Annotated in this window: 18 protein-coding genes and 1 tRNA gene; 9 read left to right on the forward strand and 10 right to left on the reverse strand. The window is 65.9% G+C overall.

Annotated elements, in window-relative coordinates; translation table 11 throughout:
- Nucleotides 1–293 precede the first annotated feature (293 nt).
- Nucleotides 294–2,375 carry an excinuclease ABC subunit UvrB gene (uvrB, locus tag BBA01S_RS15415; RefSeq protein ID WP_027817240.1) on the reverse strand — a complete coding sequence of 694 codons (2,082 nt, stop codon included), beginning with the start codon at nucleotides 2,373–2,375 and terminating at the stop codon, nucleotides 294–296.
- Nucleotides 2,376–2,809: 434 nt separating this feature from the next.
- Between uvrB and BBA01S_RS15420 the strand changes: the two genes are divergently transcribed.
- Nucleotides 2,810–4,009 (forward strand): amino acid aminotransferase, encoded by a 1,200-nt coding sequence (locus BBA01S_RS15420; RefSeq protein WP_027817241.1) that lies wholly within the window; start codon nucleotides 2,810–2,812, stop codon nucleotides 4,007–4,009.
- A gap of 130 nt (nucleotides 4,010–4,139) precedes the next feature.
- On the opposite strand, the gene BBA01S_RS15425 is transcribed toward BBA01S_RS15420, so the two are convergent.
- Nucleotides 4,140–5,459, reverse strand: coding sequence for a DUF3734 domain-containing protein (locus BBA01S_RS15425; RefSeq protein WP_027817242.1), 1,320 nt, complete (start codon nucleotides 5,457–5,459; stop codon nucleotides 4,140–4,142).
- 15 nt (nucleotides 5,460–5,474) lie between these two features.
- Entirely contained in the window at nucleotides 5,475–6,278 is an 804-nt protein-coding gene (locus tag BBA01S_RS15430) for a 3-hydroxybutyrate dehydrogenase (RefSeq protein WP_042297293.1), read from the reverse strand.
- 290 nt (nucleotides 6,279–6,568) lie between these two features.
- Here BBA01S_RS15430 and BBA01S_RS15435 point away from each other — a divergent pair, with 290 nt between their 5' ends.
- Both BBA01S_RS15435 and BBA01S_RS15440 read left to right on the forward strand, forming a co-directional pair.
- The gene (locus BBA01S_RS15435; protein ID WP_027817244.1) at nucleotides 6,569–7,540 is read left to right on the forward strand and encodes a potassium channel beta subunit family protein; all 972 of its coding nucleotides are present in this window, start codon (nucleotides 6,569–6,571) and stop codon (nucleotides 7,538–7,540) included.
- Nucleotides 7,541–7,746: 206 nt separating this feature from the next.
- Nucleotides 7,747–8,592, forward strand: coding sequence for a 23S rRNA (adenine(2030)-N(6))-methyltransferase RlmJ (locus BBA01S_RS15440; protein ID WP_027817245.1), 846 nt, complete (start codon nucleotides 7,747–7,749; stop codon nucleotides 8,590–8,592).
- 23 nt (nucleotides 8,593–8,615) lie between these two features.
- On the opposite strand, the gene BBA01S_RS41415 is transcribed toward BBA01S_RS15440, so the two are convergent.
- The 3 genes from BBA01S_RS41415 to cueR form a co-directional block, all read right to left on the reverse strand.
- The gene (locus BBA01S_RS41415; RefSeq protein ID WP_042297295.1) at nucleotides 8,616–9,002 is read right to left on the reverse strand and encodes a hypothetical protein; all 387 of its coding nucleotides are present in this window, start codon (nucleotides 9,000–9,002) and stop codon (nucleotides 8,616–8,618) included.
- A 268-nt stretch (nucleotides 9,003–9,270) separates the two neighbouring features.
- Nucleotides 9,271–9,417, reverse strand: coding sequence for a DUF3563 family protein (locus tag BBA01S_RS45900; protein ID WP_084162190.1), 147 nt, complete (start codon nucleotides 9,415–9,417; stop codon nucleotides 9,271–9,273).
- Nucleotides 9,418–9,731: 314 nt separating this feature from the next.
- Nucleotides 9,732–10,148, reverse strand: coding sequence for a Cu(I)-responsive transcriptional regulator (gene cueR / locus BBA01S_RS15455; RefSeq protein ID WP_027817246.1), 417 nt, complete (start codon nucleotides 10,146–10,148; stop codon nucleotides 9,732–9,734).
- A 156-nt stretch (nucleotides 10,149–10,304) separates the two neighbouring features.
- On the opposite strand from cueR, the gene BBA01S_RS15460 reads away from it, so the two are divergent.
- Both BBA01S_RS15460 and BBA01S_RS15465 read left to right on the forward strand, forming a co-directional pair.
- A complete protein-coding gene (locus tag BBA01S_RS15460) occupies nucleotides 10,305–10,511 on the forward strand; it encodes a heavy-metal-associated domain-containing protein (RefSeq protein WP_027817247.1) in 207 nt (68 codons plus the stop codon).
- Between the two features lie 16 nt (nucleotides 10,512–10,527).
- Nucleotides 10,528–11,451, forward strand: a complete 924-nt coding sequence (locus BBA01S_RS15465) for a dTDP-4-dehydrorhamnose reductase family protein (RefSeq protein ID WP_027817248.1) — start codon at nucleotides 10,528–10,530, stop codon at nucleotides 11,449–11,451.
- Between the two features lie 121 nt (nucleotides 11,452–11,572).
- On the opposite strand, the gene BBA01S_RS15470 is transcribed toward BBA01S_RS15465, so the two are convergent.
- The 3 genes from BBA01S_RS15470 to imuA are packed head-to-tail and all read right to left on the reverse strand — an operon-like array spanning nucleotide 11,573 to nucleotide 17,426.
- On the reverse strand, nucleotides 11,573–14,992 hold the full coding sequence (locus BBA01S_RS15470) for an error-prone DNA polymerase (protein WP_042297296.1): 3,420 nt from the start codon (nucleotides 14,990–14,992) through the stop codon (nucleotides 11,573–11,575).
- Between the two features lie 30 nt (nucleotides 14,993–15,022).
- Nucleotides 15,023–16,681 (reverse strand): Y-family DNA polymerase, encoded by a 1,659-nt coding sequence (locus BBA01S_RS15475; RefSeq protein ID WP_027817250.1) that lies wholly within the window; start codon nucleotides 16,679–16,681, stop codon nucleotides 15,023–15,025.
- Nucleotides 16,602–17,426, reverse strand: a complete 825-nt coding sequence (gene imuA / locus BBA01S_RS15480; protein ID WP_027817251.1) for a translesion DNA synthesis-associated protein ImuA — start codon at nucleotides 17,424–17,426, stop codon at nucleotides 16,602–16,604. The genes BBA01S_RS15475 and imuA overlap by 80 nt, the downstream gene beginning before the upstream one ends.
- A 290-nt stretch (nucleotides 17,427–17,716) precedes the next feature.
- On the opposite strand from imuA, the gene BBA01S_RS15485 reads away from it, so the two are divergent.
- From BBA01S_RS15485 to BBA01S_RS15500, 4 genes are all read left to right on the forward strand, one after another.
- A tRNA-Pro gene (locus BBA01S_RS15485) sits at nucleotides 17,717–17,793 on the forward strand.
- A gap of 229 nt (nucleotides 17,794–18,022) precedes the next feature.
- Entirely contained in the window at nucleotides 18,023–19,645 is a 1,623-nt protein-coding gene (locus tag BBA01S_RS15490) for an NAD(P)/FAD-dependent oxidoreductase (RefSeq protein WP_027817252.1), read from the forward strand.
- A gap of 100 nt (nucleotides 19,646–19,745) precedes the next feature.
- Nucleotides 19,746–20,225 (forward strand): phosphohistidine phosphatase SixA, encoded by a 480-nt coding sequence (gene sixA, locus BBA01S_RS15495; RefSeq protein WP_027817253.1) that lies wholly within the window; start codon nucleotides 19,746–19,748, stop codon nucleotides 20,223–20,225.
- A 244-nt stretch (nucleotides 20,226–20,469) separates the two neighbouring features.
- Entirely contained in the window at nucleotides 20,470–21,288 is an 819-nt protein-coding gene (locus BBA01S_RS15500; RefSeq protein WP_027817254.1) for a GNAT family N-acetyltransferase, read from the forward strand.
- Nucleotides 21,289–21,391: 103 nt separating this feature from the next.
- Here the strand turns inward: BBA01S_RS15500 and ppx are convergent, their stop codons facing one another.
- The gene (gene ppx, locus BBA01S_RS15505; protein WP_174479172.1) at nucleotides 21,392–22,981 is read right to left on the reverse strand and encodes an exopolyphosphatase; all 1,590 of its coding nucleotides are present in this window, start codon (nucleotides 22,979–22,981) and stop codon (nucleotides 21,392–21,394) included.
- Nucleotides 22,982–23,056: the final 75 nt, after the last annotated feature.

Genomic DNA, 23,056 nt, shown 5'->3' on the forward strand with positions numbered 1-23,056 from the left:
TACAACCGAATCATCGAGTGCATCTACGTAAAAACGTTAATGCGAACAATTCTCAATAATAGCGAAGTTTAACACTGAAGCCGATGGGGAACAAATTGCTGCAAGGGGAGAACCCCTTCGCAGCAGGGTTTTAGCAGCGTTGGGTTAACGCAGGCTTACGGCAAGCCACCAAATGTTTTTCAATGCACGCTTAATAGAAAGCCAGAGTCGATCGCCAGACATTCCAGGCGCAATAAAAAGGGCGCAAACGGTACCAGACCGTGCGCCCTTCTTTTCGCTGAAACCGCTTGCCGTCAGGCCGGATGATCGCCCACATTGGCCCCAAATACGCGCTGGCGCAGCACCGCCAACTGGTCGCGCGCCTGCGCGGCCTTCTCGAATTCGAGATTCTTCGCGTGATCCATCATCTGCTTTTCGAGCTTCTTGATTTCCTTCGCGATCTGCTTTTCGGACATGTCCTCGAACTTCGCGCGCTCCTGCTCCTCGCGCAGTTCGGCGCGCGCATCGTCGACGTTGTAGACACCGTCGATGATGTCCTTGATGCGTTTGACCACGCCGCGCGGCACGATGCCGTTCGCTTCGTTGAAGGCCATCTGCTTGGCGCGGCGGCGCTCGGTTTCGTCGATCGCCCGGCGCATCGAATCCGTGATGCGGTCGCCGTAGAGAATCGCCTTGCCGTTCACGTTACGCGCGGCGCGCCCGATCGTCTGGATCAGCGAGCGCTCGGCGCGCAGGAAGCCTTCCTTGTCCGCGTCGAGAATCGCCACCAGCGAGACCTCGGGAATGTCCAGCCCCTCGCGCAGCAGGTTGATGCCCACCAGCACGTCGAAGGTGCCCAGGCGCAGGTCGCGAATGATTTCCACGCGCTCGACCGTGTCGATGTCGCTGTGCAGGTAGCGCACCTTGACGCCGTGATCGGCGAGGAACTCGGTCAGCTGCTCGGCCATGCGCTTGGTGAGCGTCGTCACCAGCACGCGCTCCCCCACTTCCACGCGCGCGTTGATTTCCGAGAGCACGTCGTCGACCTGCGTGGAGGCCGGGCGCACTTCGATCGTCGGATCGACCAGGCCCGTGGGCCGCACCACCTGCTCGGCGATCTGGCCCGTGACCTTCTTTTCGTAGTCGGCGGGCGTGGCGGAGACGAACACCACCTGGCGCATCTTGCCTTCGAACTCGTTGAACTTGAGCGGCCGGTTATCGAGCGCCGAAGGCAACCGGAAGCCGTAATCGACGAGGTTTTCCTTACGCGCGCGGTCGCCGTTGTACATGCCGTTGAACTGGCCGATCAGCACGTGCGACTCGTCGAGGAACATCATCGCGTCGCTGGGCAGGTAATCGACGAGCGTGGGCGGCGGCTCGCCGGGCAGCGCGCCCGAGAAGTGCCGCGAGTAGTTCTCGATGCCCTTGCAGAAGCCCAGTTCCTGCAGCATTTCCAGGTCGAAACGGGTGCGCTGCTCCAGCCGCTGCGCCTCCACCAGCTTGCCTTCGGCGTAGAAAAACTCCAGCCGGTCGCGCAATTCGGTCTTGATGGTCTCGACGGCGCGCAGCACGGTCTCGCGCGGCGTCACATAGTGCGACGACGGATAGACCGTGAAGCGCGGAATCTTCTGGCGCACGCGGCCCGTGAGCGGATCGAACAGTTGCAGCGTCTCGACCTCGTCGTCGAACAGCTCCACGCGCACGGCCATTTCGGCGTGCTCGGCCGGGAAGATGTCGATGGTGTCGCCGCGCACGCGAAAGGTGCCGCGCTGGAAATCCTGTTCGTTGCGGTTGTACTGCATCGCAATCAGGCGCGCGATGATGTCGCGCTGGCCGAGCTTGTCGCCCTGGCGCAGCGTCAGGATCATCTGATGGTACTCGGACGGATTGCCGATACCGTAGATCGCCGACACCGTCGCCACGATCACCACGTCGCGGCGCTCCATCAGGCTCTTGGTGGCCGACAGACGCATCTGCTCGATGTGCTCGTTGATCGACGAATCCTTCTCGATGAAGAGATCGCGCTGCGGCACGTAGGCTTCCGGCTGGTAGTAGTCGTAGTACGAGACGAAGTACTCGACGGCATTGCGCGGGAAGAACTCGCGGAATTCCGCGTAAAGCTGCGCGGCGAGCGTCTTGTTCGGCGCGAACACGATCGCCGGGCGGCCCAGACGCGCGATGGTGTTGGCCATCGTGAAGGTCTTGCCCGAACCCGTCACGCCCAGCAGCGTCTGGAACGAGAGGCCGTCTTCCACGCCTTCCACGAGCGTTTCGATGGCCGTCGGCTGGTCGCCGGCCGGCAGATACGGCTGGTAGAGCTGGAACGGCGAGCCGTCGTAGTGGACGAACTTCGACTCGTCGAGCGCCGGGGCGTCGGCGACGGTGTGGTCGGACATGGAGGACATCCTGTGCGCGGAGCAAACAAGCATTCTAGCGTTTCGCCAACGGGCGGGCGCGAGGTGCTTTTGGGGGTGTGACGGGAGAACCCGGCGACGGCGCGGGCCGATGGGGAACCTCGATGTGGAACCTTATCGGCGGGTGTTTTTGCGCTGCTGGGTCGATGTTTGATATCAGGCAGATGGGGCGTCAAGCCCAAGGCTGCAAGAGGCCAGGCACCGAGTTTTTGCGTTTGCCTATAGGGAAAAGCTGGGCATAAAGGCCACGCTGGCGTCACAGTCGGCGAAAAACCGGCTTGAGGATTCGTTACAATAGCGCGTTGCGTGGCCGGCCGCCCCGCGCGCCTGCCGTTTCAGGCGCGTACCAGAAGTCTTTCGTCACACCCGCGGCGCGCGGACCACCGAGCTTCTCCCTCCACTTTTGCCGAACCATCATGTCCCTCTTTTCCGCTGTCGAACTCGCCCCCCGCGACCCGATCCTGGGTCTGAACGAAGCCTATAACGCCGACGCACGCGCGACCAAGGTGAACCTCGGCGTGGGCGTGTACACCAACGAGGAAGGCAAGATTCCGCTGCTGCGCGCGGTGCGCGAAGCGGAAAAGGCCCGCGTGGAAGCCGGCCTGCCGCGCGGCTACCTGCCGATCGAAGGCATCGCCGCCTATGACGCCGCTGTGCAGAAACTGCTGCTCGGCGACGATTCGCCGCTGATCGCAGCCGGCCGCGTCGTCACGGCGCAGGCCATCGGCGGCACGGGCGCACTGAAGATCGGCGCCGACTTCCTCAAGCGCGTGAACCCGGCTGCCAAGGTCGCGATCAGCGACCCGAGCTGGGAAAACCACCGCGCGCTGTTCGAAAGCGCAGGCTTTGAGGTCGTCGCCTACCCGTATTACGACGCACAGACCAACGGCGTGAACTTCGAGGGCATGCTCTCGGCGCTGAACGGCTACGCCGCTGGCACGGTTGTCGTGCTGCACGCGTGCTGCCACAACCCGACCGGCGTCGACCTCACGATCGACCAGTGGAAGCAGGTCATCGAAGTCGTGAAGGCGCGCGAGCTCGTGCCGTTCCTCGACATCGCTTACCAGGGCTTCGGTGACGGCATCGCGGAAGACGGCGAAGTCGTGCGTCTGTTCGCCGCTTCGGAACTCAACGTGTTCGTGTCGTCGTCGTTCTCGAAGTCGTTCTCGCTGTACGGCGAGCGCGTCGGCGCGCTGTCGATCCTCACGGCCAGCAAGGAAGAATCGTCGCGCGTGCTCTCGCAACTCAAGCGCGTGATCCGCACGAACTACTCGAACCCGCCGACGCACGGCGGCTCGGTGGTCGCTGCGGTGCTCGGCTCGGCCGACCTGCGCGCGATGTGGGAAGCCGAACTCGGCGAAATGCGCAACCGCATCCGCGCGATGCGTACGGGCCTCGTCGAGCGCCTGGCAGCTGCCGGCGTCGACCGCGACTTCAACTTCATCAACGTGCAGCGCGGCATGTTCTCGTACTCGGGCCTCACGGCGGCGCAAGTCGACCGCCTGCGCGAAGAGTTCGGCATCTACGCCGTCAGCACGGGCCGCATCTGCGTGGCCGCACTGAACACGCGCAACCTCGACGCCGTCGCGAGCGCTGTTTCGGCTGTGCTGAAGTAATTCGTCGCCAAAGTCATCGTTTCAGCAGCGCCTCGCTGCTGAAACGATAAAAAAGGCGTCCGTTCGCAAGAACGGACGCCTTTTGTTTTGGTGCGGTGTCTTCGATCGCGCGAAGAACTTCGACTTCGATTTACCTGGGGGCGCTGCCCGGCCCACGCGCGTCGCGATGGATGTCGTGCGTGACGAAGCCCGAGTCGTTGTCAGGCTTGTCGAGCCAGCCCGGTTGCTCCAGCGTCGCGCGGATATCCTGCAAGCCGCTCGACCAATGCTCGCGCATCGTCGTGGTGCCGAACTGGAAGTCCTTGAAGTGGCCTTCGTACTCCTTCTGCCGGTAGATCAGATGGATCACGTTGTACTTCTTCGAACACGACAGCTCGTCCGCCAGCTCGACCCACGCATCCTGCCGATGCTCGGGCGACACGCGCTCCAGCACTTCGCGCAGCACGTGACGGAAACGCTGCGAGCGTTGCAGCATGTCGGTCACGAGACGCGTACGGCTCGAATACTGGATGTCCTTCATGCGACCTTGCACGTCGGTGATGTTGTCGGGCACCGGCCCACGCGCACTCCACAGATCGACCTGAAACGCGAGCGTGTCGCGCCGCGGCGTGGTCTGGATCACCTCGTAGAGCGGCGTATTCGACATCAGGCCGCCGTCCCAGTAATACTCGCCGTCGATTTCCACAGCCGCGAACCCCGGCGGCAACGCGCCCGAGGCGATGAAATGCTCGGGGCGCAGCTTCGTGGTGGTGTTGTCGAAGTACACGAAGTTGCCCGTGCCCACGTTCACCGCGCCCAGCGACACGCGCACTTCGCGCGAGTTGATGCGGTCGAAATCGCACAGGCGCTCAAGCGTGGCCTTCAGCGGCGTCGTGTCGTAATAGCTCGCCTTGCCGGGCTGGCCGGACGCATTGGGCAGCGGCGGCGGAAAGCGCGGCGTGAAGAAGCCCTTCTGCCCTTCCACGACTGCGCCCGCGGCCTGAAACGCCGTGAAGGTCTTGCGGATCGCATCGCCCGCATTGAAGAGCGCATGTTCGAGGAAAGCCGGCAACGGCGGACTCCAGGCCGGCTGGCAGATCGTCTCCCAGAACTCGCGCAGGCGCGCGACGCGATGCTCGGGCGCGTTGCCCGCGATCAGCGCCGTATTGAGCGCGCCGATCGAGATGCCCGCGATCCAGTTGGGCGCAATGCCGGCCTCGAAAAGCCCTTCGTAGACGCCCGCCTGATACGCGCCCAGCGCGCCGCCGCCTTGCAGCGTGAGCGCGACGGTTTCCCATTGCGCGGACTCGCTGCTACAGCGGGACGTGCGTGGCTGCGCGCGCGGCTCGTGCGCTTCGTGCGAAGCGGTTGCGTCGCTCGCCTGCGGGGGCTGCGTGCCCGCCCCGGTATACGCGACGGCCTCTTCGCCGACCGCGCTCGATTGGACCTGCCCTTTCTTGCGCTGCGCCATGGCCGGCCCTCCGCGTTACTGCATGAACCAGCCGTGGCTGACGACGAACGACTGGCCCGTGAACGCCGCGCTCGGGAACGCCGACAGGAACAGCACCGTCTGCGCCACGTCTTCGACCGTCGTGAACACGCCATCCACCGTGCCGCCGAGCATCACCTTCTTGACCACTTCCTCTTCGGAAATGCCCAGTTCCTTCGCTTGCTCCGGAATCTGCTTGTCCACCAGCGGCGTACGCACGAAGCCCGGGCAAACCACATGCGAGCGCACGTTGTGCTTGCCGCCTTCCTTGGCCAGCACGCGCGCGAGGCCCAGCAGACCGTGCTTGGCCGTCACATACGCCGACTTCAGCGGCGACGCTTCATGCGAATGCACCGAGCCCATGTAGATCACCACGCCGCCACGGTCGTCCTTGTACATGTACTTGAGTGCGGCCTTGGTCGTGAGAAACGCGCCGTCGACGTGAATCGCCTGCATTTTCTTCCAGTCGGCAAACGAATAGTTTTCGATTGGATTCACGATCTGGATGCCGGCGTTCGACACGAGAATGTCGATCGAGCCGAAGGTGGCCGCGACCTTGTCGATACCGTCGTTGACGGCTTCTTCGCTCGTTACGTCCATGGCGATGCCGATGGCCTTGCCGCCTGCGCCCTTGATCTCTTCCGCCACGGCGTCGGCGCCGCTCTGGTTGAGGTCGGCGATGGCGACGGCCGCGCCCGCCTGGGCCAGCGTGAGCGCGATCTGCTTGCCGATGCCGCTTGCGGCGCCGGTGACGACCGCGACCTTGCCATTGAGATTCGAATTCAGAGAAAGAGACGACATCGAGCACCTCCAGAAAGTGGGCAGAGTGGACAAGATGAGACCTCGACGCGCACACGCCGTCAAATCGGCCGAACGGTCTATACCAAACGGCATAAGCCATTCGGCGGAATGTTGCGCCGCGATCAACCGCGCTATTGTGCATGAACCCGTCTGTCACGCGCGTGAAGCTGGCAGGCCCCTTCCACGGCGTGGCTGGCGTATGTCTGCGCGCATGTCGCGGCGCGGCGCAGACCCTCTGCGCACGCTCGCGGATCGTGCTAACTTGCCTGCTCTACGCAAAGGAGACGTTCATGAACTATCGGCGACTGGGCCGCTCCGGCCTGCAAGTCAGCGAACTGTCAATCGGCTCGTGGGTCACGTACGGCAATCAGGTCGATCGAAACCTCGCGCGCGAATCGCTGGCCGCCGCGCGCGACGCGGGCGTCAACTTCTTCGACAACGCCGAAGTCTACGCAGGCGGCCAATCCGAAGAAATCATGGGCCAGGCGCTCAAGGAACTCGCGTGGCCGCGCGTGAGCTATGTGGTGTCCACCAAGTTCTTCTGGGGCTTGAACGAGGCCCCCAACCAGTACCACACGCTCAATCGCAAATATCTGCTGGACGCCATCGACCACTCGCTCAAGCGCCTGCAGCTCGATTACGTCGACCTGGTGTTCTGCCATCGCCCCGACCCGAACACGCCGGTCGAGGAAACCGTCTGGGCGATGAGCGACATGATTACGCGCGGCAAGGCGCTGTACTGGGGCACCTCGGAATGGAGCGCCGACGAGATTCGCGCCGCGTGGGAAATCGCGGAACGTCATCATCTGCACAAGCCCGTCATGGAGCAGCCGCAGTACAACCTGTTCCATCGCCGCCGCGTCGAGGACGAATACCGGCGTCTCTATGAAGACATCGGCCTCGGGCTGACGACGTGGAGCCCGCTTGCTTCGGGGCTGCTCACCGGCAAGTATCGCGGCGGCGTACCGGCGGACAGCCGCGCGCAATTGCAGGGCTATGACTGGCTGCGCAAGCAGGTCACGGACGCGGACAAGAACGCCATCGTCGGCAAGCTCGCGGATTTCGCGAAGGAGTTGGACTGCACCGTCGGGCAACTGGCGCTGGCGTGGATTCTCAAGAATCCGAACGTGAGCACGGTCATCACGGGCGCTTCGCGTGTCGAGCAGATCGGCGAGAACATGAAGGCGCGCGATGTGGCCGAGAAAATCACGCCTGAGGTCAAGGAAAAGATCGAAGCGATCGTCGGCGAAGCCTACGATTGAGCGACGGCGCTCGGGCTCGCGCTGGCCGCAGGGCTGGTTGCAGGCCACGGCGCCTGTACGCGGCTGTACGCGCTGTACAATACGCGGCCTTTCTCCGGCGGCGCGCACGATGCGCCGCCGATCCGTCTCACCCGCCATCGGGCCATGCGCGCGTTTTCCCATTTGCTTGAGACGCGCCGCCGCCCGAACTTGCCTTTGGCCCCATCATGCTGAGCTACCGTCACGCCTTTCACGCCGGCAATCACGCCGATGTCCTCAAGCACGCCGTCGCCGTGCAGTTGCTGAACCACCTCGGCAAGAAGGACAAGGCGTTCTGGTACATCGACACCCACGCGGGCGCGGGCGCCTACGCACTGCGCGAGGGTTACGCGACCAAGAACGCCGAATACGACACCGGCATCGGCAAGCTGTGGGGCCGCACCGACCTGCCCGAGATGCTCTCGGAGTACGTCGATGAAGTCTCGGCGCTCAATCCGGACGGCCATCTGCGTTTCTATCCCGGCTCGCCGTATCTGGCGTGGCGTCTGATGCGCGAGCAGGATCGCATGCGCCTGTTCGAGATGCACAGCACCGAAATCGACGTGCTGCGTCATCGCTTTCGCGACGCGGGCCGCCGCGTGATGATCTATCCCGGCGATGGTTTCGAAGGCGTCAAGGCGCTCCTGCCGCCGCCGCCGCGCCGCGCGCTGGTGCTGATCGACCCGTCGTTCGAGGACAAGCGCGACTACTCGCGCACGATCAAATGCCTGGAAGAAAGCCTTGAGCGTTTTGCGACCGGCACGTATGCGGTCTGGTATCCGCAGGTGACGCGCCCCGAATCGCAGCGTTTTCCGGATCAGCTCAAGCGTATTCAGGAAAAGAGCTGGCTGCACGTTTCGCTGTCGGTGAGCCATCCGCCCAAGGACGGTTTCGGGCTCTTTGGCAGCGGCATGTTCATCCTGAACCCGCCCTACACGCTCGCGGCGCAGCTCAAGGAAACCATGCCGTTCCTCGTGAAGGCGCTCGGCATCGACGACGGCGCGCAGTTCAAGATCGAATCGCGCGGCGACTAAGCCGCGCTACCTGCCTTTGAGCGTCATTGCTGCGGTACGTATTGCTGAGGTACGTACTGCTGAGGTACGTACTGCTGGGGCGCATATTGCTGCTGCACGGGCCGGGGACGCGGCGGGCGCCCGCCCCCGCCCGGCACCTCCACATACGGCGCGACGATGATCGGCTGCGAGCCGGCCGTGCCGTCCCCATTGAGCGTGGGCAACTGCTGCATCTGCACCATCGGCTGATGCGAAAGCGGCGCGGTCTGTAGCACCGTGCCCGATTGCCCATCGTTGATCCCCGTTTCCGTATCCAGAATCAACGGCTTGCCCGCCGCGTGCGCGCCCGCGCTTGCGAGCGCGATGGCCACCGCGGTGAGCGTGGTCAGCGCGACAGCCAGCGTTGGGCGGAAAAAACGGTCTGACGCCATGTAAAGCCCCCGGAATGCGATGTGTGCGGTGTGCCTGATGCCAGCAGCGGCGACGCCGACCTTGTGCGCAAGTCCGGTGCTGGCCTCTGTGTTGTCGGCTAATCGCAAAAAGGACTTTACCTTACCGTAGTGGCAAGGTTCACACTTCAAGGCATGCACACCAGCACGCCCGGCTCAAGACCTTTATCTGACCCAGAAATGACAAAGCCCCGCCAGATGCGGGGCTTGCGGCAAATCTGCGGCCCTGATGCGTGGGCCAGCGGACTGCTTACAGCGAGTAGCCGTTCGATTCGAGCGAGCGGATACGCTGTTCGAGCTGCACGATGTCGGTCGACGAGGCGAGGTACGTTTCGCGGCGACGGCGTTCGGCAGTTTCAAACCAGGTGCTCAGCTTTTCGAGGAAGTACGCAAACATGATGGTGTTCTCCAAGGATCGGTATGTATCCCCGGTGGATTTTTACATCAGGGATTACCCTCGTAAGGGATAACCCGCATTATAGCGGTTGCACCTGATTTTTCCAGTGAATTGCTCGCATACAGTGCATTCCAATCTGGAATGGTGCACGACGGACATTTGGCAACATCATGATTTATCGGCAGATTTTTCGGGTGATTCGCACAGGCCACGCAGCTAATGCAAAAAACTGCACCACAATTGTGCATGAAAACGCAAAAGTTGCGATCGTTTGCGCGAGTGGGTTGCACCTTTCGCCGAAAACTTGCGCAACCTCAACCCGCAACGCTTTGTGCAACCGGCTCCGGATCGGCCAGTCGTTCGATGATCGGACAGTCCGGACGGTCGTCGCCGTGACAATGGGCCGCAAGGTGGCGCAGCGTGTCGCGCATCTGCGTGAGCTCGGCGATACGCTGGTCGAGCTCAGTGACATGTTCGAGGGCGATGGCCTTCACCTCGGCGCTGGCGCGCGAGCGGTCATGCCAGAGCGCCAGCAGGCGGCGGATATCGTCGACGAGAAAACCCAGTCGGCGCGCCTGACGGATGAAGCGCAGCGCGTGCACCTCCTCCATGCCGTAGACGCGGTAGCCCGACTCCGTGCGCGCCTTCGGCACGATCAGGTCAACGCTCTCGTAGTAGCGGATCATTTTCGCCGTCACGCCCGAGGCGCGCGCCGCTTCACCGATGTTCATGCTGCTCTCCTGCGGGTTGCCGGGCGAGTTGCCAGTTTTTCGATCCTACACCTTCCCACGATGGGAAGGTACAGCCGCCTCGACCGTTCAGCCAGAACACCGCTGGCATAATCGGCCGACGCTTTTCCCCTCCGTTCTCAGTCAAAGGAATTCACCATGATCCAGTTCAACGTCGAAGGCATGAGCTGCCAGCATTGCGTCGGCGCCGTCACGCGCGCGATCCACGAACAGGACGCCGCCGCGAAAGTCCAGATCGACCTGGCCGCGGGCCGTGTGAGCGTCGAATCGAGCCAGAGCGCCGACGTGCTCAAGGCCGCCATCGACGAAGCCGGCTACACCGTCACGGCCACGGCCGCAGCCTGACGCGAGGCGCCGCACCATGTTCAAGGTCGCCGTCGTCGGTGCATCGGGGCTGCTCGGGCGCGCGCTGGAGCGTGAGCTGGCCGCGCAGACCGGCTGGCAGGTCGTGCAGACGGCTTTCAGCCGCGTGAGCGCGCAGCAGGTTGCACTCGATGTGCGCGACGCGCGCGCGGTCGAGGCCTTCGTCGCGCGCGAAGCGCCCGACGCCATCGTGGTCGCCGCCGCCGAGCGACGCCCCGATGTCTGCGAGCACGATCCCGCTGCGGCGCGCGCGCTCAACGTCGACGCGGTGCGTCACGTCGCGGCGGCGGCCAGAGCGCGCGGCGCGTGGGTGCTGTCGATTTCCACCGACTACGTGTTCGACGGCAGCGCGCCGCCCTACCTGCCCGACGCCAGGCCGAACCCGCTCAACGCCTACGGGCGCAGCAAGCTCGAAGGCGAGCGCGCGCTGCTCGACGCCACCGATCACGCTCTGGTGCTGCGCTTGCCGCTGCTCTACGGGCCGATCGTCAACTGGCAGGAGTCGGCGGTGACGAGCCTCGTGCCCGCGATCCGCGCCTCGGCCAAGGCGGGCAGCGCGCCCGCCGTGATGGACGCGTGGGCCACGCGCTATCCCACCTTCACGCCCGATGTGGCGTTCGTGATCCGCGAGCTGCTCACGCGCTGCGCGGACGGCGACGCCGTGCGCGGCCTCGCGCAATGGTCAGGCGACGAACCGATGACCAAGTACGAGATCGCGCAGCGCATCGCGCGAGCGCTCGGTATCGACGCTCGCCTCGTCGCCCAGACCGAACCCGCCGACGCCACGCCGCGCCCACGCGATTGCCACCTCGATTCGGGGCGGCTCGAAGCGCTGGGGATCGGCAAGCGTACGCCGTTCGATGCGGGCATCCGTGCGGTGATCGACGCTTTCGAAGCGGAATACGGCGGCGCGCAGCCGTAAACGCAATGTAAAGCGAAACGCAAAGCGAAAATCCGCAGCGCGCGGCGAACCGACGCCGTGCGCCCGCTTCACGTCACTGCGTCACGTCACTGCCTCGCCTTAACGCACCGCTTCACCGCACTCAATGAAAATCGCGGCTCTGCGTCGCCAGACGTCCGAGCAAGCGGCTATGGTCTTCCAGCCGGTTCGCGACCAGGTGCACCACCTCGCCTTCGCGCTGCACGACGCCCGCGACCGCCAGCAGCGACGCACCCAGCAATTCCTTGCGCTGCGTCTCCACGAGCGCCGCATGCACGATCACGTTGACCGAACCGGTCTCGTCTTCCAGCGAAACAAAGATCGTCCCCTTGGCCGTGCCGGGTCGCTGGCGCACCGTGACGATGCCGCACACGCGCGCGAGCTTGCCGTGGCCGCACAGCGCCAGTTGCGCCGCGCTGAGAAAGCGCTGCTTCGCGAGGCCCTCGCGCAGGAGTTCGAGCGGGTGACGATTGAGCGTGAGGCGCAGGCTCGCGTAATCGGCGACGATTTCCGCGCCTTCGGAAGCACGCGGCAAGTCGATGCGCGCCTCGGCCACGGGCGCGTCGCGCAATAGCGCGGGCACCGCGTGCTGCGCGGTCACGGCCCACCACGCCTCGCGCCGATGGCCCGCGATGCACGCGAGCGCATTGGCGGCCGCCAGCGCTTCCAGTTCGCGGCGCGTGAGCGCGGCGCGGCGCGCGAGATCGTCGACATCGGCGAACGGCGCCTGCGCGCGCGCCGCCATCACGCGGTGCGCCGCGTCCTGCGAAAACCCCTTGATCAGGCTGAAGCCCAGGCGCACCGCCGGGCCGCCGCTGCCGTAATGTTCCGGCGCCTGCGCGGCACGCATGCGCTCGATGCAGCGATGCCGGCGCATCAGCTCGCGCAGGCGCGGCACGCCACGGCGCTGCACGGCGGCATGCAGACGCGCGCGGTAATGCGCCACCCGCTTGCGGCGCACGCGCGCGGTCTCGTCGTCGAGCCGCACGCCCGGCTTGCTGCGCACCTCCAGCACGGACTGCCACTCGCTGATCGCGATATCGGGCGCACGCACCGGCACGCCATGCCGCTTCGCGTCCTGCACGAGCTGCGACGGCGAATAAAACCCGAGCGGCTGGCTGTTGAGCAACCCGGCCAGAAACGCGGCGGGCTCATAGCGCTTGAGCCACGAACTCGTGTACACGAGCAGCGCGAAGCTGGCCGCATGGCTTTCCGGGAAACCGTAATCGCCGAAACCCTCGATCTGCTTGCAGATGCGGTCGGCGAATTCCTGCGAGTAGCCCCGCGTCTTCATGCGGTTCGTCAGGTCTTCCTGATACGGCTTCAGGTTGCCGTCGCGCCGCCACGCGGCCATCGCGCGCCGCAGCTTGTCGGCTTCCTCGCCGGTGTACTCGGCGGCGACCATTGCCAGGTGCATCACCTGCTCCTGGAAAATCGGCACGCCGAGCGTGCGCTGGAGCACCGGGCGCAGTTCGTCCTTGGCGTACTCGACGCTTTCCTCGCCGTGGCGGCGCTTGAGGTACGGATGCACCATGTCGCCCTGGATCGGCCCGGGCCGCACGATCGCCACCTGGATCACGAGGTCGTAGTACGTGCGCGGACGCAGGCGCGGCAACATGCTCTGCTGCGCGCGCGACTCGATCTGGAAGACGCCGACCGTATCCGCGTGGCTGCACATCGTGTAGACGGCCGGATCCTCGATCGGAATGTCCTTCACGCCGAAGTGCGGCAGCCCGCGCCGCAGCGCCACGAATTCGAGCGAGCGCCGGATCGCCGACAGCATGCCGAGCGCGAGCACGTCCACCTTAAGCAAGCGCAGCGCGTCGATATCGTCCTTGTCCCACTCGATCACGTAGCGGTCTTTCATGGCCGCGTTCTCGATCGGCACGAGCCGCGAGAGCTTGTCGCGCGCAATCACGAAACCGCCCACATGCTGCGAGAGATGGCGCGGAAAGCCGCGCAGCTCGCGCGTGAGGCGGATCAGTTGCTGCGTGACGGGCGAATCGGACGAGAAACCCGCTTCCTGCAGGTGATGCGCGATCGAATCGGGGCCGTCCCACCACTGATGCGCGCCCGAGAGTTTTTCGACCAGCGTGTTGTCGAGCCCGAGCGCCTTGCCCACGTCGCGCAACGCACTGCGCGAGCGATAGGTGATGAGCGTCGCCGCCAGCGCGGCGCGGCGCGTGCCGTATTTGCGATAGATGTACTGGATGACTTCTTCGCGGCGCTGGTGCTCGAAATCGACGTCGATGTCGGGCGGCTCGTTGCGCGCACGGGACAGGAAACGCGCGACCAGCATGTTCATGCGCACCGGGTCGATCTCGGTGATCTTCAGGCAGAAGCACACGACCGAATTCGCCGCCGATCCGCGCCCCTGGCAGAGGATCTTCTGCTCGCGCGCGAAGCGCACGATGTCGTGCACGGTCAGGAAGTATTTTTCGTACTTCAGTTCGGTGATGAGCGTGAGTTCCTGCTCGATCTGGCTGCGGCGCTTCTCGTTCATGCCGTCGGGCCAGCGCTCGTCAGCGCCCTGCATCACGAGCTTGCGCAGCCAGGTGGTGGGCGTCTCGTCGGCGGGCACGAGTTCTTCTGGATATTCGTAGGCCAGCTCGCCGAGGTCGAAGGTGCAGCGGCGTGCGACCTCCAGCGTCGCGGCCAGCGTCTCAGGCGGATAAAGCGCGCTCAGGCGCACGCGCGAGCGCAGATGGCGCTCCGCATTGGGCTCTAGCGCGCGGCCGCACGATGCCAGCGGCTTGCCGATGCGCACCGCGCTCAGCGTGTCCTGCAAGGGCTTGCGCGAGCGCGCATGCATCAGCACGCCGCCCGCCGCGACGAGCGGCAGGCCGCTTTCCTGCGAGACATGGCGCAGCACTTCGATCTGCGTATCGTCGCCACCGGTCTGCCAGAGTTCGAGCGCGATCCACGCGCGCTCGGCCGCGAAACCCGCAAGCCAGTGCGCGGCGCGCAGCGTCTGCGCGAGCGTGGCCGTGCGCTGCGGCACGAGCAGCAGCACGCAGTCGCGCAGGTGGCGCAGATGCGTGAAGTCCGGCTCGGGATCGGTGAAGTCGGCTGGACTCACGCGGTACTCGCCTTTGTTCGCCCGCGAGCGCGCGAGCGTGATCAGCTCGCAGAGATTGCCGTAGCCCTCGCGGTTCATCGCGATCGCGACGAGCGTGCAGAACGGCGCGCCGTGCTCGTCGACGAGATTCAGTTCGCTGCCGGTCAGCAGTTGCAGCGCAGGCACGAAGGGCGTCGCGCGGGCGGCGGCATCGTGGGCCTTGCGGCGCTCTTCGTCGAAATCCTTGAGCGCGCTCCAGGCGCGCACGACGCCCGCGAACGAGCACTCGTCGGTGATGGCGAGCGCGCTGTAGCCGTGACGGATCGCCTGCTCGACCAGCTCGTTCGGGCGCGATGCGCCGCGCAGGAACGTGAAGTTGGTCAGGCAGTGCAGTTCCGCGTAGTCAGGTAGCTGCGCTGGCGATGGTTGCGCAGGCAACGATGCGCCCGCTCCTGGGTTCGACATGATGCTTCTAAAAAGTACGGATTGCCGGTATCAGCCGAACAAGCCTTGCAGATACCACTGGCCGCCTATGCGCTCGCGGTAGAGCCAGAACATGCGCCCCTGATCGTCGGCGGCCACGTAGTAGTCGCGCCCGACGCCCTCGCCGTCCCACCAGCCCGCCTCGATGCGCTCGGTGCGCGTGAGCGTCTTGAGCGGGCGGCGATAGACCGGCCGGTCGTCGCGCGTGGCCAGCTTGAGCGGCTTTTCGAGCAGCCACGCGGGACGCGGCTGGGTCGGCAGCGGCACCTCGGGCAGATCGAAGGCGCTCTGCACCGGCGCGCTTTCCTCCTGCGCGGCGGCCTGCACGCCAGCCTTGCTCGAATTGCGCGATTTGCGCGGCGCCTGGCGGCGCGCGGGCGCGCGATACGTACGCGCCGACATCGCATGCTCGGGCCGATGGTCGTCCTCGACGAACAGCTGCAACACGTTCTGCTCGCCGATACGCGCGCCGATGCGCTCGAACAGCTGCGCGAGCGAGGCGTCCGACGCCTCGGGCGACGGGAACAGCGTGTCGGTGGGCGGCGCGTACTCGCTCACCTGGTCGGCGACCAGCGCGAGGCCGATCACGGGCGCGGCCAGCTCGGTCTGGTTGAGCTTCTCGCGCAGCAGCCACAGCAGATGCGCGGCGTCGCGCGACGCCGCGGCCCACGTCAGGCGCAGGCTCGACGTGCGCGGCGCGTGGCGAGATGCCAGTTCGTGCTCCAGGCGCAGCTCGAAACCGCACAGCCCGCCATGCTGCACGGCAAGCCAGCCCGCCAGCTGCGTCACCAGGCGGCGCGCGGCGAACAGCAGCGCTTCGGCGCTTTCCACACGCGCCTGCAATTCGAGCGCCGCATGAAACGACGGCGGCGCGGCAAACCACGCGCGCGGATCGGGGGACTCGCCGCGCGCCTGCGCGAGCCAGGCGAGCACGTCATCGCCGAAACGCCGCACGACGCCGTCGCGCGGCAAGCGCCGCAAATCGCCGAGCGTCGCGCAACCGATCTGCGTAAGCGCGTGCTCGTGCTGCGCGGCGAACGGCGCGAGCGTGACCGGCAACGCGTCGAGCGCGCGCGCCAGCGTGCTGTCCTTGAGCACGTGAAAGCGCCGCGCGGCGTGCGCGCCGGCCGTCGCATGCGCCTGGGCGAGCGTCCACGCGCCCCATGCCGTGGGCGCGCAGGCGATGCGCGCGGCGTGGCCGCAATCGGCCACCGTCGCCGCGACTTTGGCGAGCAACGCGCGCACGCCGCCGAACAGACGCAAGCCCGAGCCGACTTCGAGCAACAACGTATGCGACTGCGCGAGCGAAACCTTCGGCGTATAGGCGAGCAGCGCGAGCGCGAGCGCCTCGAACGCACGCGCCTCGCGCGCCGCATCGGCTTCGAGCAGCACGAGCCCAGGTGCCAGCGCAAGCGCATGCGCGCGCGTGCTGCCGGGCTGCACGCCGAGGCGGAATGCAGCGCGGTCGGCGATCAGGATGCGCGCGTGATCGGCGAGCGCGTAGCAGCGTTCGGGCTGGCCTTGCGCGGCCAGGTTCGCGGACGGGTTCGCGGCCTGGGCTTCAGCCTCATCTCCAGCATGAGATGCGCCCTCAAACGACCCGATCGACGGAAGCGGCGGCCTGACGGCCTCCAGCGGCAACAACGGCAAGGTGACGGCGATCCACAGCATGATTGATCCCGGGCCACGGCATGAACGGCGCGGCGCCCGGCTGGGGCAGCACCGACTCCTGCAGCGGCAAAGTGACGACGAGTGGCTGGGCGGGCGGCGGCCCGCGGCGCTTGAAAATATCGACGCAGACACCGGTGTGCTGCATCCATTCACGGCGATTCAGCCGCGTGTCGGCTTCGGGCGGCGGCACCGGCGTGCAGACCATGCGCAGCGGCGCGGGCGACGACTGGCTGCGCGCCGCGCTCGGGCGCATCAGGAAGGCCAGCGCCTGCGAATCCTGGGCGGCGACCTGCAAACGGCGCAGCGCGTCGGCGCGCGCCTTCGGCTGCCACAGCAGCACGGCGCCGATGCCGTCCTGCTTGAGCGCCTGCTCGGCGGCCCACGGCGCTTCGTCGTCGCTCGCGCGGATCCAGACGACGCGCTCAAGCGCGATCCCCCACGCTTCGAGCGCGCACGCGTAAGGGCGCCACGGCGGCGCGACCAGCAGCACGTGCCGCCTGGCCTGCGCGGTGAGCGCGCGCAGCGCGGGCGCGACCAGCCGCATTTCGCCGATGCCGCCCTGCTCCGCCAGCAGCTCGGTCAGGCTGCCCACCGGCCAGCCCGCGCCGGGCAGCAGCGCGTCGAGCGCGTCATGGCCGCTCGACACCGTTCGCCCGCTCGTGCCGCCGACCTGATTGCCCTGCCAGATCCGGCTTTGCAGCCGGGGCGGCAGGTGGGCCGCCGCTAGCTGGAGTGCTGCTGCCATGATCGCGCTCTGGAAAAAGGGAATAGGACGCCCTGCCCAACGCTGGATGGGGCATGACGAGGATCTTGGGACGACGCCCAGGACGGCGACGTTGACCTGTATATTTATACAGTATCCGGGGCGTTTCCTGGAAGGAGGTTTTTAGGGGACGGGTTGGGACAGACAGGAAGGATTTCGGCGGTTTGGGGCTATTGCCCGGATATTTCCCGGCAGGACGAACATCGCCAGGAACGCCGGATGCAAACCCATTTGACGAGACAGATAAAGGAACGCTACAATCCACGATTCGTCGGAGCGTAGCGCAGCCTGGTAGCGCATCTGATTTGGGATCAGAGGGTCGTAGGTTCGAATCCTATCGCTCCGACCAGCAATACCGAGGGGTTACACGCCATTGGCCTGTAGCCCCTTTTTCATTTGCTCCCGCCCGGTCTCCTGAGTCCTTCTGTGGGCCCCAGCGCGCGGAGATCGCGAAAACACGTAGCGCGCACAGCGCACGCAGCGCGTTTCGTCGTCCGGCTTCGTTCGATTTGGAAAGCCGACGAGCTTATAAAATACAGATCGGCCACGATTCCCGTGGCGACCGCACCCTGGCACCCATGTTACGTCTATCCGAAGTCAAACTCCCCCTCGACCACGCCGAAAGCGAACTTGACGCCGCGATTCGGGGACGCCTCGCGGAACTCGGCGTCGGGGCGGACGGGCTCATCCGCTACACCGTCTTTCGCCGCGCGCACGACGCCCGCAAGCGCTCGGATATCAAGCTGACGTACATCGTCGACGTCGAGCTCAAGGACGAGGCGAAGGTGCTCAAGCGGATCGCCGGCAAGCCGCATGTCGGCGTGACGCCGGACATGACCTATCGCTTTGTCGCGAAGGCGCCGGAGCATTCGACGCGGCCGCGCCCGGTGGTCATCGGCATGGGGCCGTGCGGGCTGTTCGCGGGCCTGATCCTCGCGCAGATGGGCTTCCGCCCGATCATTCTCGAACGCGGCAAGGCCGTGCGCGAGCGCACCAAGGACACCTTCGGCCTGTGGCGCAAGTCGGTGCTCAATCCGGAGTCGAACGTGCAGTTCGGCGAAGGCGGCGCCGGCACGTTCTCGGACGGCAAGCTCTACAGCCAGATCAAGGATCCGCACCACTACGGCCGCAAGGTGCTTGAGGAATTCGTCAAGGCCGGCGCGCCGGAAGACATCCTGTTCCTGAGCCGCCCGCACATCGGCACGTTCCGGCTCGTGAGCATGGTGGAAAAAATGCGCGCCACCATCCACGAACTGGGCGGCGAAGTGCGCTTCGAAACCCGCGTCGAGGACATTGACATCGAAAACGGCAAGGTGCGCGCGCTCAAGCTGTCGAACGGCGAGACGCTGCCGTGCGATCACGTCGTGCTGGCCGTGGGCCACAGCGCGCGCGACACCTTCCAGATGCTGCACGACCGCGGCGTGTTCATGGAAGCCAAGCCGTTCTCGCTGGGCTTCCGGATCGAGCATCCGCAGGGCGTGATCGACCGCAGCCGCTTCGGCAAGTTTGCGGGCCACAAGGAACTCGGCGCGGCCGACTACAAGGTCGTGCACCACGCCAACAATGGCCGCGCGGTCTATAGCTTCTGCATGTGCCCGGGCGGCACGGTGGTCGCGGCGACGTCGGAACCGGGCCGCGTCGTCACCAACGGCATGAGCCAGTACTCGCGCGCCGAGCGCAACGCGAACGCGGGCATCGTCGTCGGCATCACGCCGGAAGACTATCCGGGCGGCCCGCTCGCGGGCATCGCGTTCCAGCGCAAGTGGGAAGAGCGCGCGTTCGAACTCGGCGGCAGCAACTACCAGGCGCCGGGCCAGCTGGTCGGCGACTTCATCGCCGGGCGGCCGTCGACCTCGCTCGGCTCCGTGGTGCCGTCATACAAGCCGGGCGTCACGCCGACCGACCTGAGCACGGCGCTGCCCGATTACGTGATCGAAGCGATCCGCGAAGCGCTGCCGCAGCTCGACAAGAAGATCGCCGGCTTCGCGATGAACGACGCCGTGCTGACGGGCGTGGAAACGCGTACGTCGTCGCCGCTGCGCATTCGCCGCAAGGACAACTACCAGAGCATGAACGTCGAAGGCCTGTATCCGGCTGGCGAAGGCGCCGGCTATGCGGGCGGGATCTATTCGGCGGCGATCGACGGTATCGAAGTCGCGCAGGCGGTGGCGCTCGACATGACTTCGGGCAACGCGTCCTGATGAAGTGCGACGGGACGCGCGGAAGGCGGGCGACATCGCCCCGCCTCCCCCGCGCCCCTACAATGACGGCATTCCGCCATCCCCCCAGGAGAGCCGCCCCATGAACCTCATCCTCTGGCGCCACGCCGAAGCCGAAGACGTCGCCGCGAGCGATCTCGCCCGCCAGCTCACCACGCGCGGGCGCAAGCAGGCGCAGAGCGTCGCGCGCTGGCTGCGCGCGCGTCTGCCCGAAGACGCGGTGATCCTCGCCAGCCCTGCCGCGCGCACGATGCAGACGGCCGAAGCGCTCACCGATCAATACCGCGTGGTGCGCGAGATCGCGCCCAATGCGAGCGTCCAAGCCGTGCTGGAGGCCGCTGGCTGGCCTGACGGCGTCGCCTCGACGGTCGTGGTGGTCGGCCATCAGCCGACGCTCGGCGAGGTGCTGGCGCAGCTGCTGGGCAACGAAGTGAACAGCGACGGCAGCGTGCGCCGCAGCTGGGCCGTGAAAAAATCGGGCGTCTACTGGATCAAGAGCCGCGAGCGCAACGGCGACGGCGAAGCCGTCCTGCTCGCCGCCATCACGCCCGATCTCGTTTAAGCGCGTCTGATTTCACTCGCGTAGCATTCCGCCAACACCCTGCGCCGCTTCTCAAGCGGCGCTTTGCTTTTCTGCCTCCCCACCTCGCACGCCCCCGCCCAGCAAGCCTGGCGCGCCGCTCCCTTGCGCTCCGGCCCCGTCTGCCTTACAGCGCGTCATCGAATCGTCATTGCGTTTTCATGGAACCGTAACCGCGCCTTACTACATTGCCGGGAAAGTTCTCTTACCTTTGACAGGACGCCCCATGCGAGATCTGCCGACGCCCTCCCTGCCGTTCGCCTTGAGTCTTTTCGAGTCGAATCGGAGTCTGCCGCGCGCCGAAGAAACGGTCACCGCGCAGCATCGCCTGCAGGTGGCCTGGGCTCGCACAGACGAAGAACTGCGCGAGGCGCAGCGCCTGCGCTACCGCGTGTTCGCCGAGGAAATGGGCGCACGTCTGTCCGGCCCGGCGGGCCTCGACGTCGATTCCTTCGACAACTACTGCGATCACCTGCTCGTGCGCGACCTCGACACGCTCAAGGTCGTGGGCACCTATCGCGTGCTGCCGCCGCACCAGGCCACGCGCATCGGCCGCCTGTACGCCGAGAGCGAATTCGACGTCTCGCGCCTTGCCCACCTGCGCCCGAAAATGGTCGAAGTGGGCCGCTCGTGCGTGCACCCGGACTACCGCAGCGGCTCGGTCATCATGTCGCTGTGGGGCGGCCTGGGCGCCTACATGAAGCACAACGGCTACGAGACGATGCTCGGCTGCGCGAGCGTGGCGATGGTCGACGGCGGCCACTACGCGGCCAACCTGTACACGTCGCTGGGCGCCAGCGCGCTGACGGACCCCGAGTACCGCGCCTTCCCGCACACGCCGCTGCCCGTCGAGGAACTGCGCACGGGCGCATCCGCCGTGCCGCCGCCGCTGATCAAGGGCTATCTGCGCCTGGGCGCGAAGATTTGCGGCGCACCGGCCTGGGATCCCGACTTCAATACGGCCGACTTCCTTACGCTGTTCCGCCTGTCGGACATCAACGAGCGTTACGCGCGCCATTTCCTCGGCGACGCGGCAGGCCGCTAGGACTTCGGTTTAGCGACGCCTCAAAAGCACAATGCCCGGCGCTCAGGCCGGGCATTGTCGTTTTCAGCTCAGGCTCAAATCCGCCTTCCGCTCATTTGTCCGCTCATTCGTCCGTATAAACCACGCGATACGGAATGCCGATCTTGCCCCACTCCGCCGCTTCCTGGACGAGGTTGTAATCGGTGAGCGGGTTGTTCTGCACCCACGCGTTCGGCAGCATCACTTCGTAGCCGTTGTGCTCCTGCACCACGGTGATCTTCGGCAGACCGACGTCGGCGCGGCGGCGGCTCAGCAGTGCGGCAAGGCGCAGGCAGAACAGCAGCGGCCATTCGACGTCGCGCGCCTGCGAGAGCTTGCCGAGCTTGCCCACGTGACCGAGCACCAGCGCCGCCAGGCGCGCCTGGTCGGTGCGCGAGAAGCCCGGCATGTCGGCATTGCTGGCGATATACGCCGAGTGCTTGTGATACGCGCTGTGCGAAATCGACAGGCCGATCTCGTGCAGCGACGCCGCCCAGCTCAGGAACATGCGGTTCTCTTCGCGACGCTCGGCATCGGCTTCCTCGAACTGGTCGTAGAAGCTCATGGCCAGCTCGCCGATACGGCCCGCCTGCGCGCGATCCACGCCATAGCGGCGCATGAAGCCCTCCACCGTGACCGTACGCATGTCCTCGTGCTGCGAACGGCCCAGCAGGTCGTACAGCACGCCCAGACGCAGCGCGCCGTCGGTGGTGTCGACGTAATCGATGCCCAGTTCCTCGAACACCGCAATCATGATCGACAGCCCGCCCGCCAGCACCGGAATGCGATCCGGCTTGAGCGCGACGAGCTTCAGGCGGTTGACGTTCTCGGCCTTGATGAGCGCGCGCTTGAGGCGCTCCAGCCCGCCGCGCGAAATGCCGTGCGTGATGCCCGGATCGTTGAAGCCGTTCGCCTCGACGAGTTCGGCCAGCGCGCGCGCCGTGCCCGACGAGCCGATCGCCTGGTCCCAGCCGGTCTTGCGATAGTCGGCCGAGATGATCTGGATTTCGCGCGACGCGGCCAGTTCGGCCTGGCGCATGGTGTATTCGTCGACGTTGCCAGCCGGGAAGAACTGGCGGCTATGGCTCACGCAGCCGATGTAGAGGCTTTCCATGCGGATCGGCGTGTAGTGCGAGCCGATGATGAACTCGGTCGAGCCGCCGCCGATGTCCACCACGAAGCGCTTGCCCGCGCTCGCGGGCACCGAATGTGCGGCACCCGCGTAGATGAGGCGCGCTTCTTCGCGGCCTGCGATCACTTCGATCGGGAAGCCCAGCGCTTTCTCGGCTTCGCCCAGGAACTCGCGGGCGTTCTTGGCCACGCGCAGGGTGTTGGTGGCGACGGCGCGTACGTGATCCGGATGGAAGTCGCGCAGGCGCTCGCCGAAGCGCTTGAGCGCGTCCCAGCCGCGCACCTGCGACGCGCGGTCGAGCATCTTGTCCTTCGAGAGACCCGCGGCAAGTCGCACGGGTTCGCGCAGGGCATCGACGGGATAGATCTGGCTGCCGGCGTCGGTTTCCTCGACCCGGCCGACGATCAGACGAAAGCTGTTCGAACCGAGGTCGACGGCGGCAAGCAGTTGCGGATTGGTGACCATCGAGGGTGCGGGCTCCATGCGTGCGAACGCGGCCATCCTGGCTCTCTGAGCAGTAGCCGCGTTGTCCAAATATGCCATTTTAAGCGTACCCGACTTCCCCATGGCGCTCCTCGCTCAGGTTATCGTCAGCAGGCGGCAAGGAACGCCCTTTCA

It is taken from the genome of Paraburkholderia bannensis NBRC 103871, from assembly GCF_000685015.1.
Taxonomy (GTDB): Bacteria; Pseudomonadota; Gammaproteobacteria; order Burkholderiales; family Burkholderiaceae; genus Paraburkholderia; species Paraburkholderia bannensis.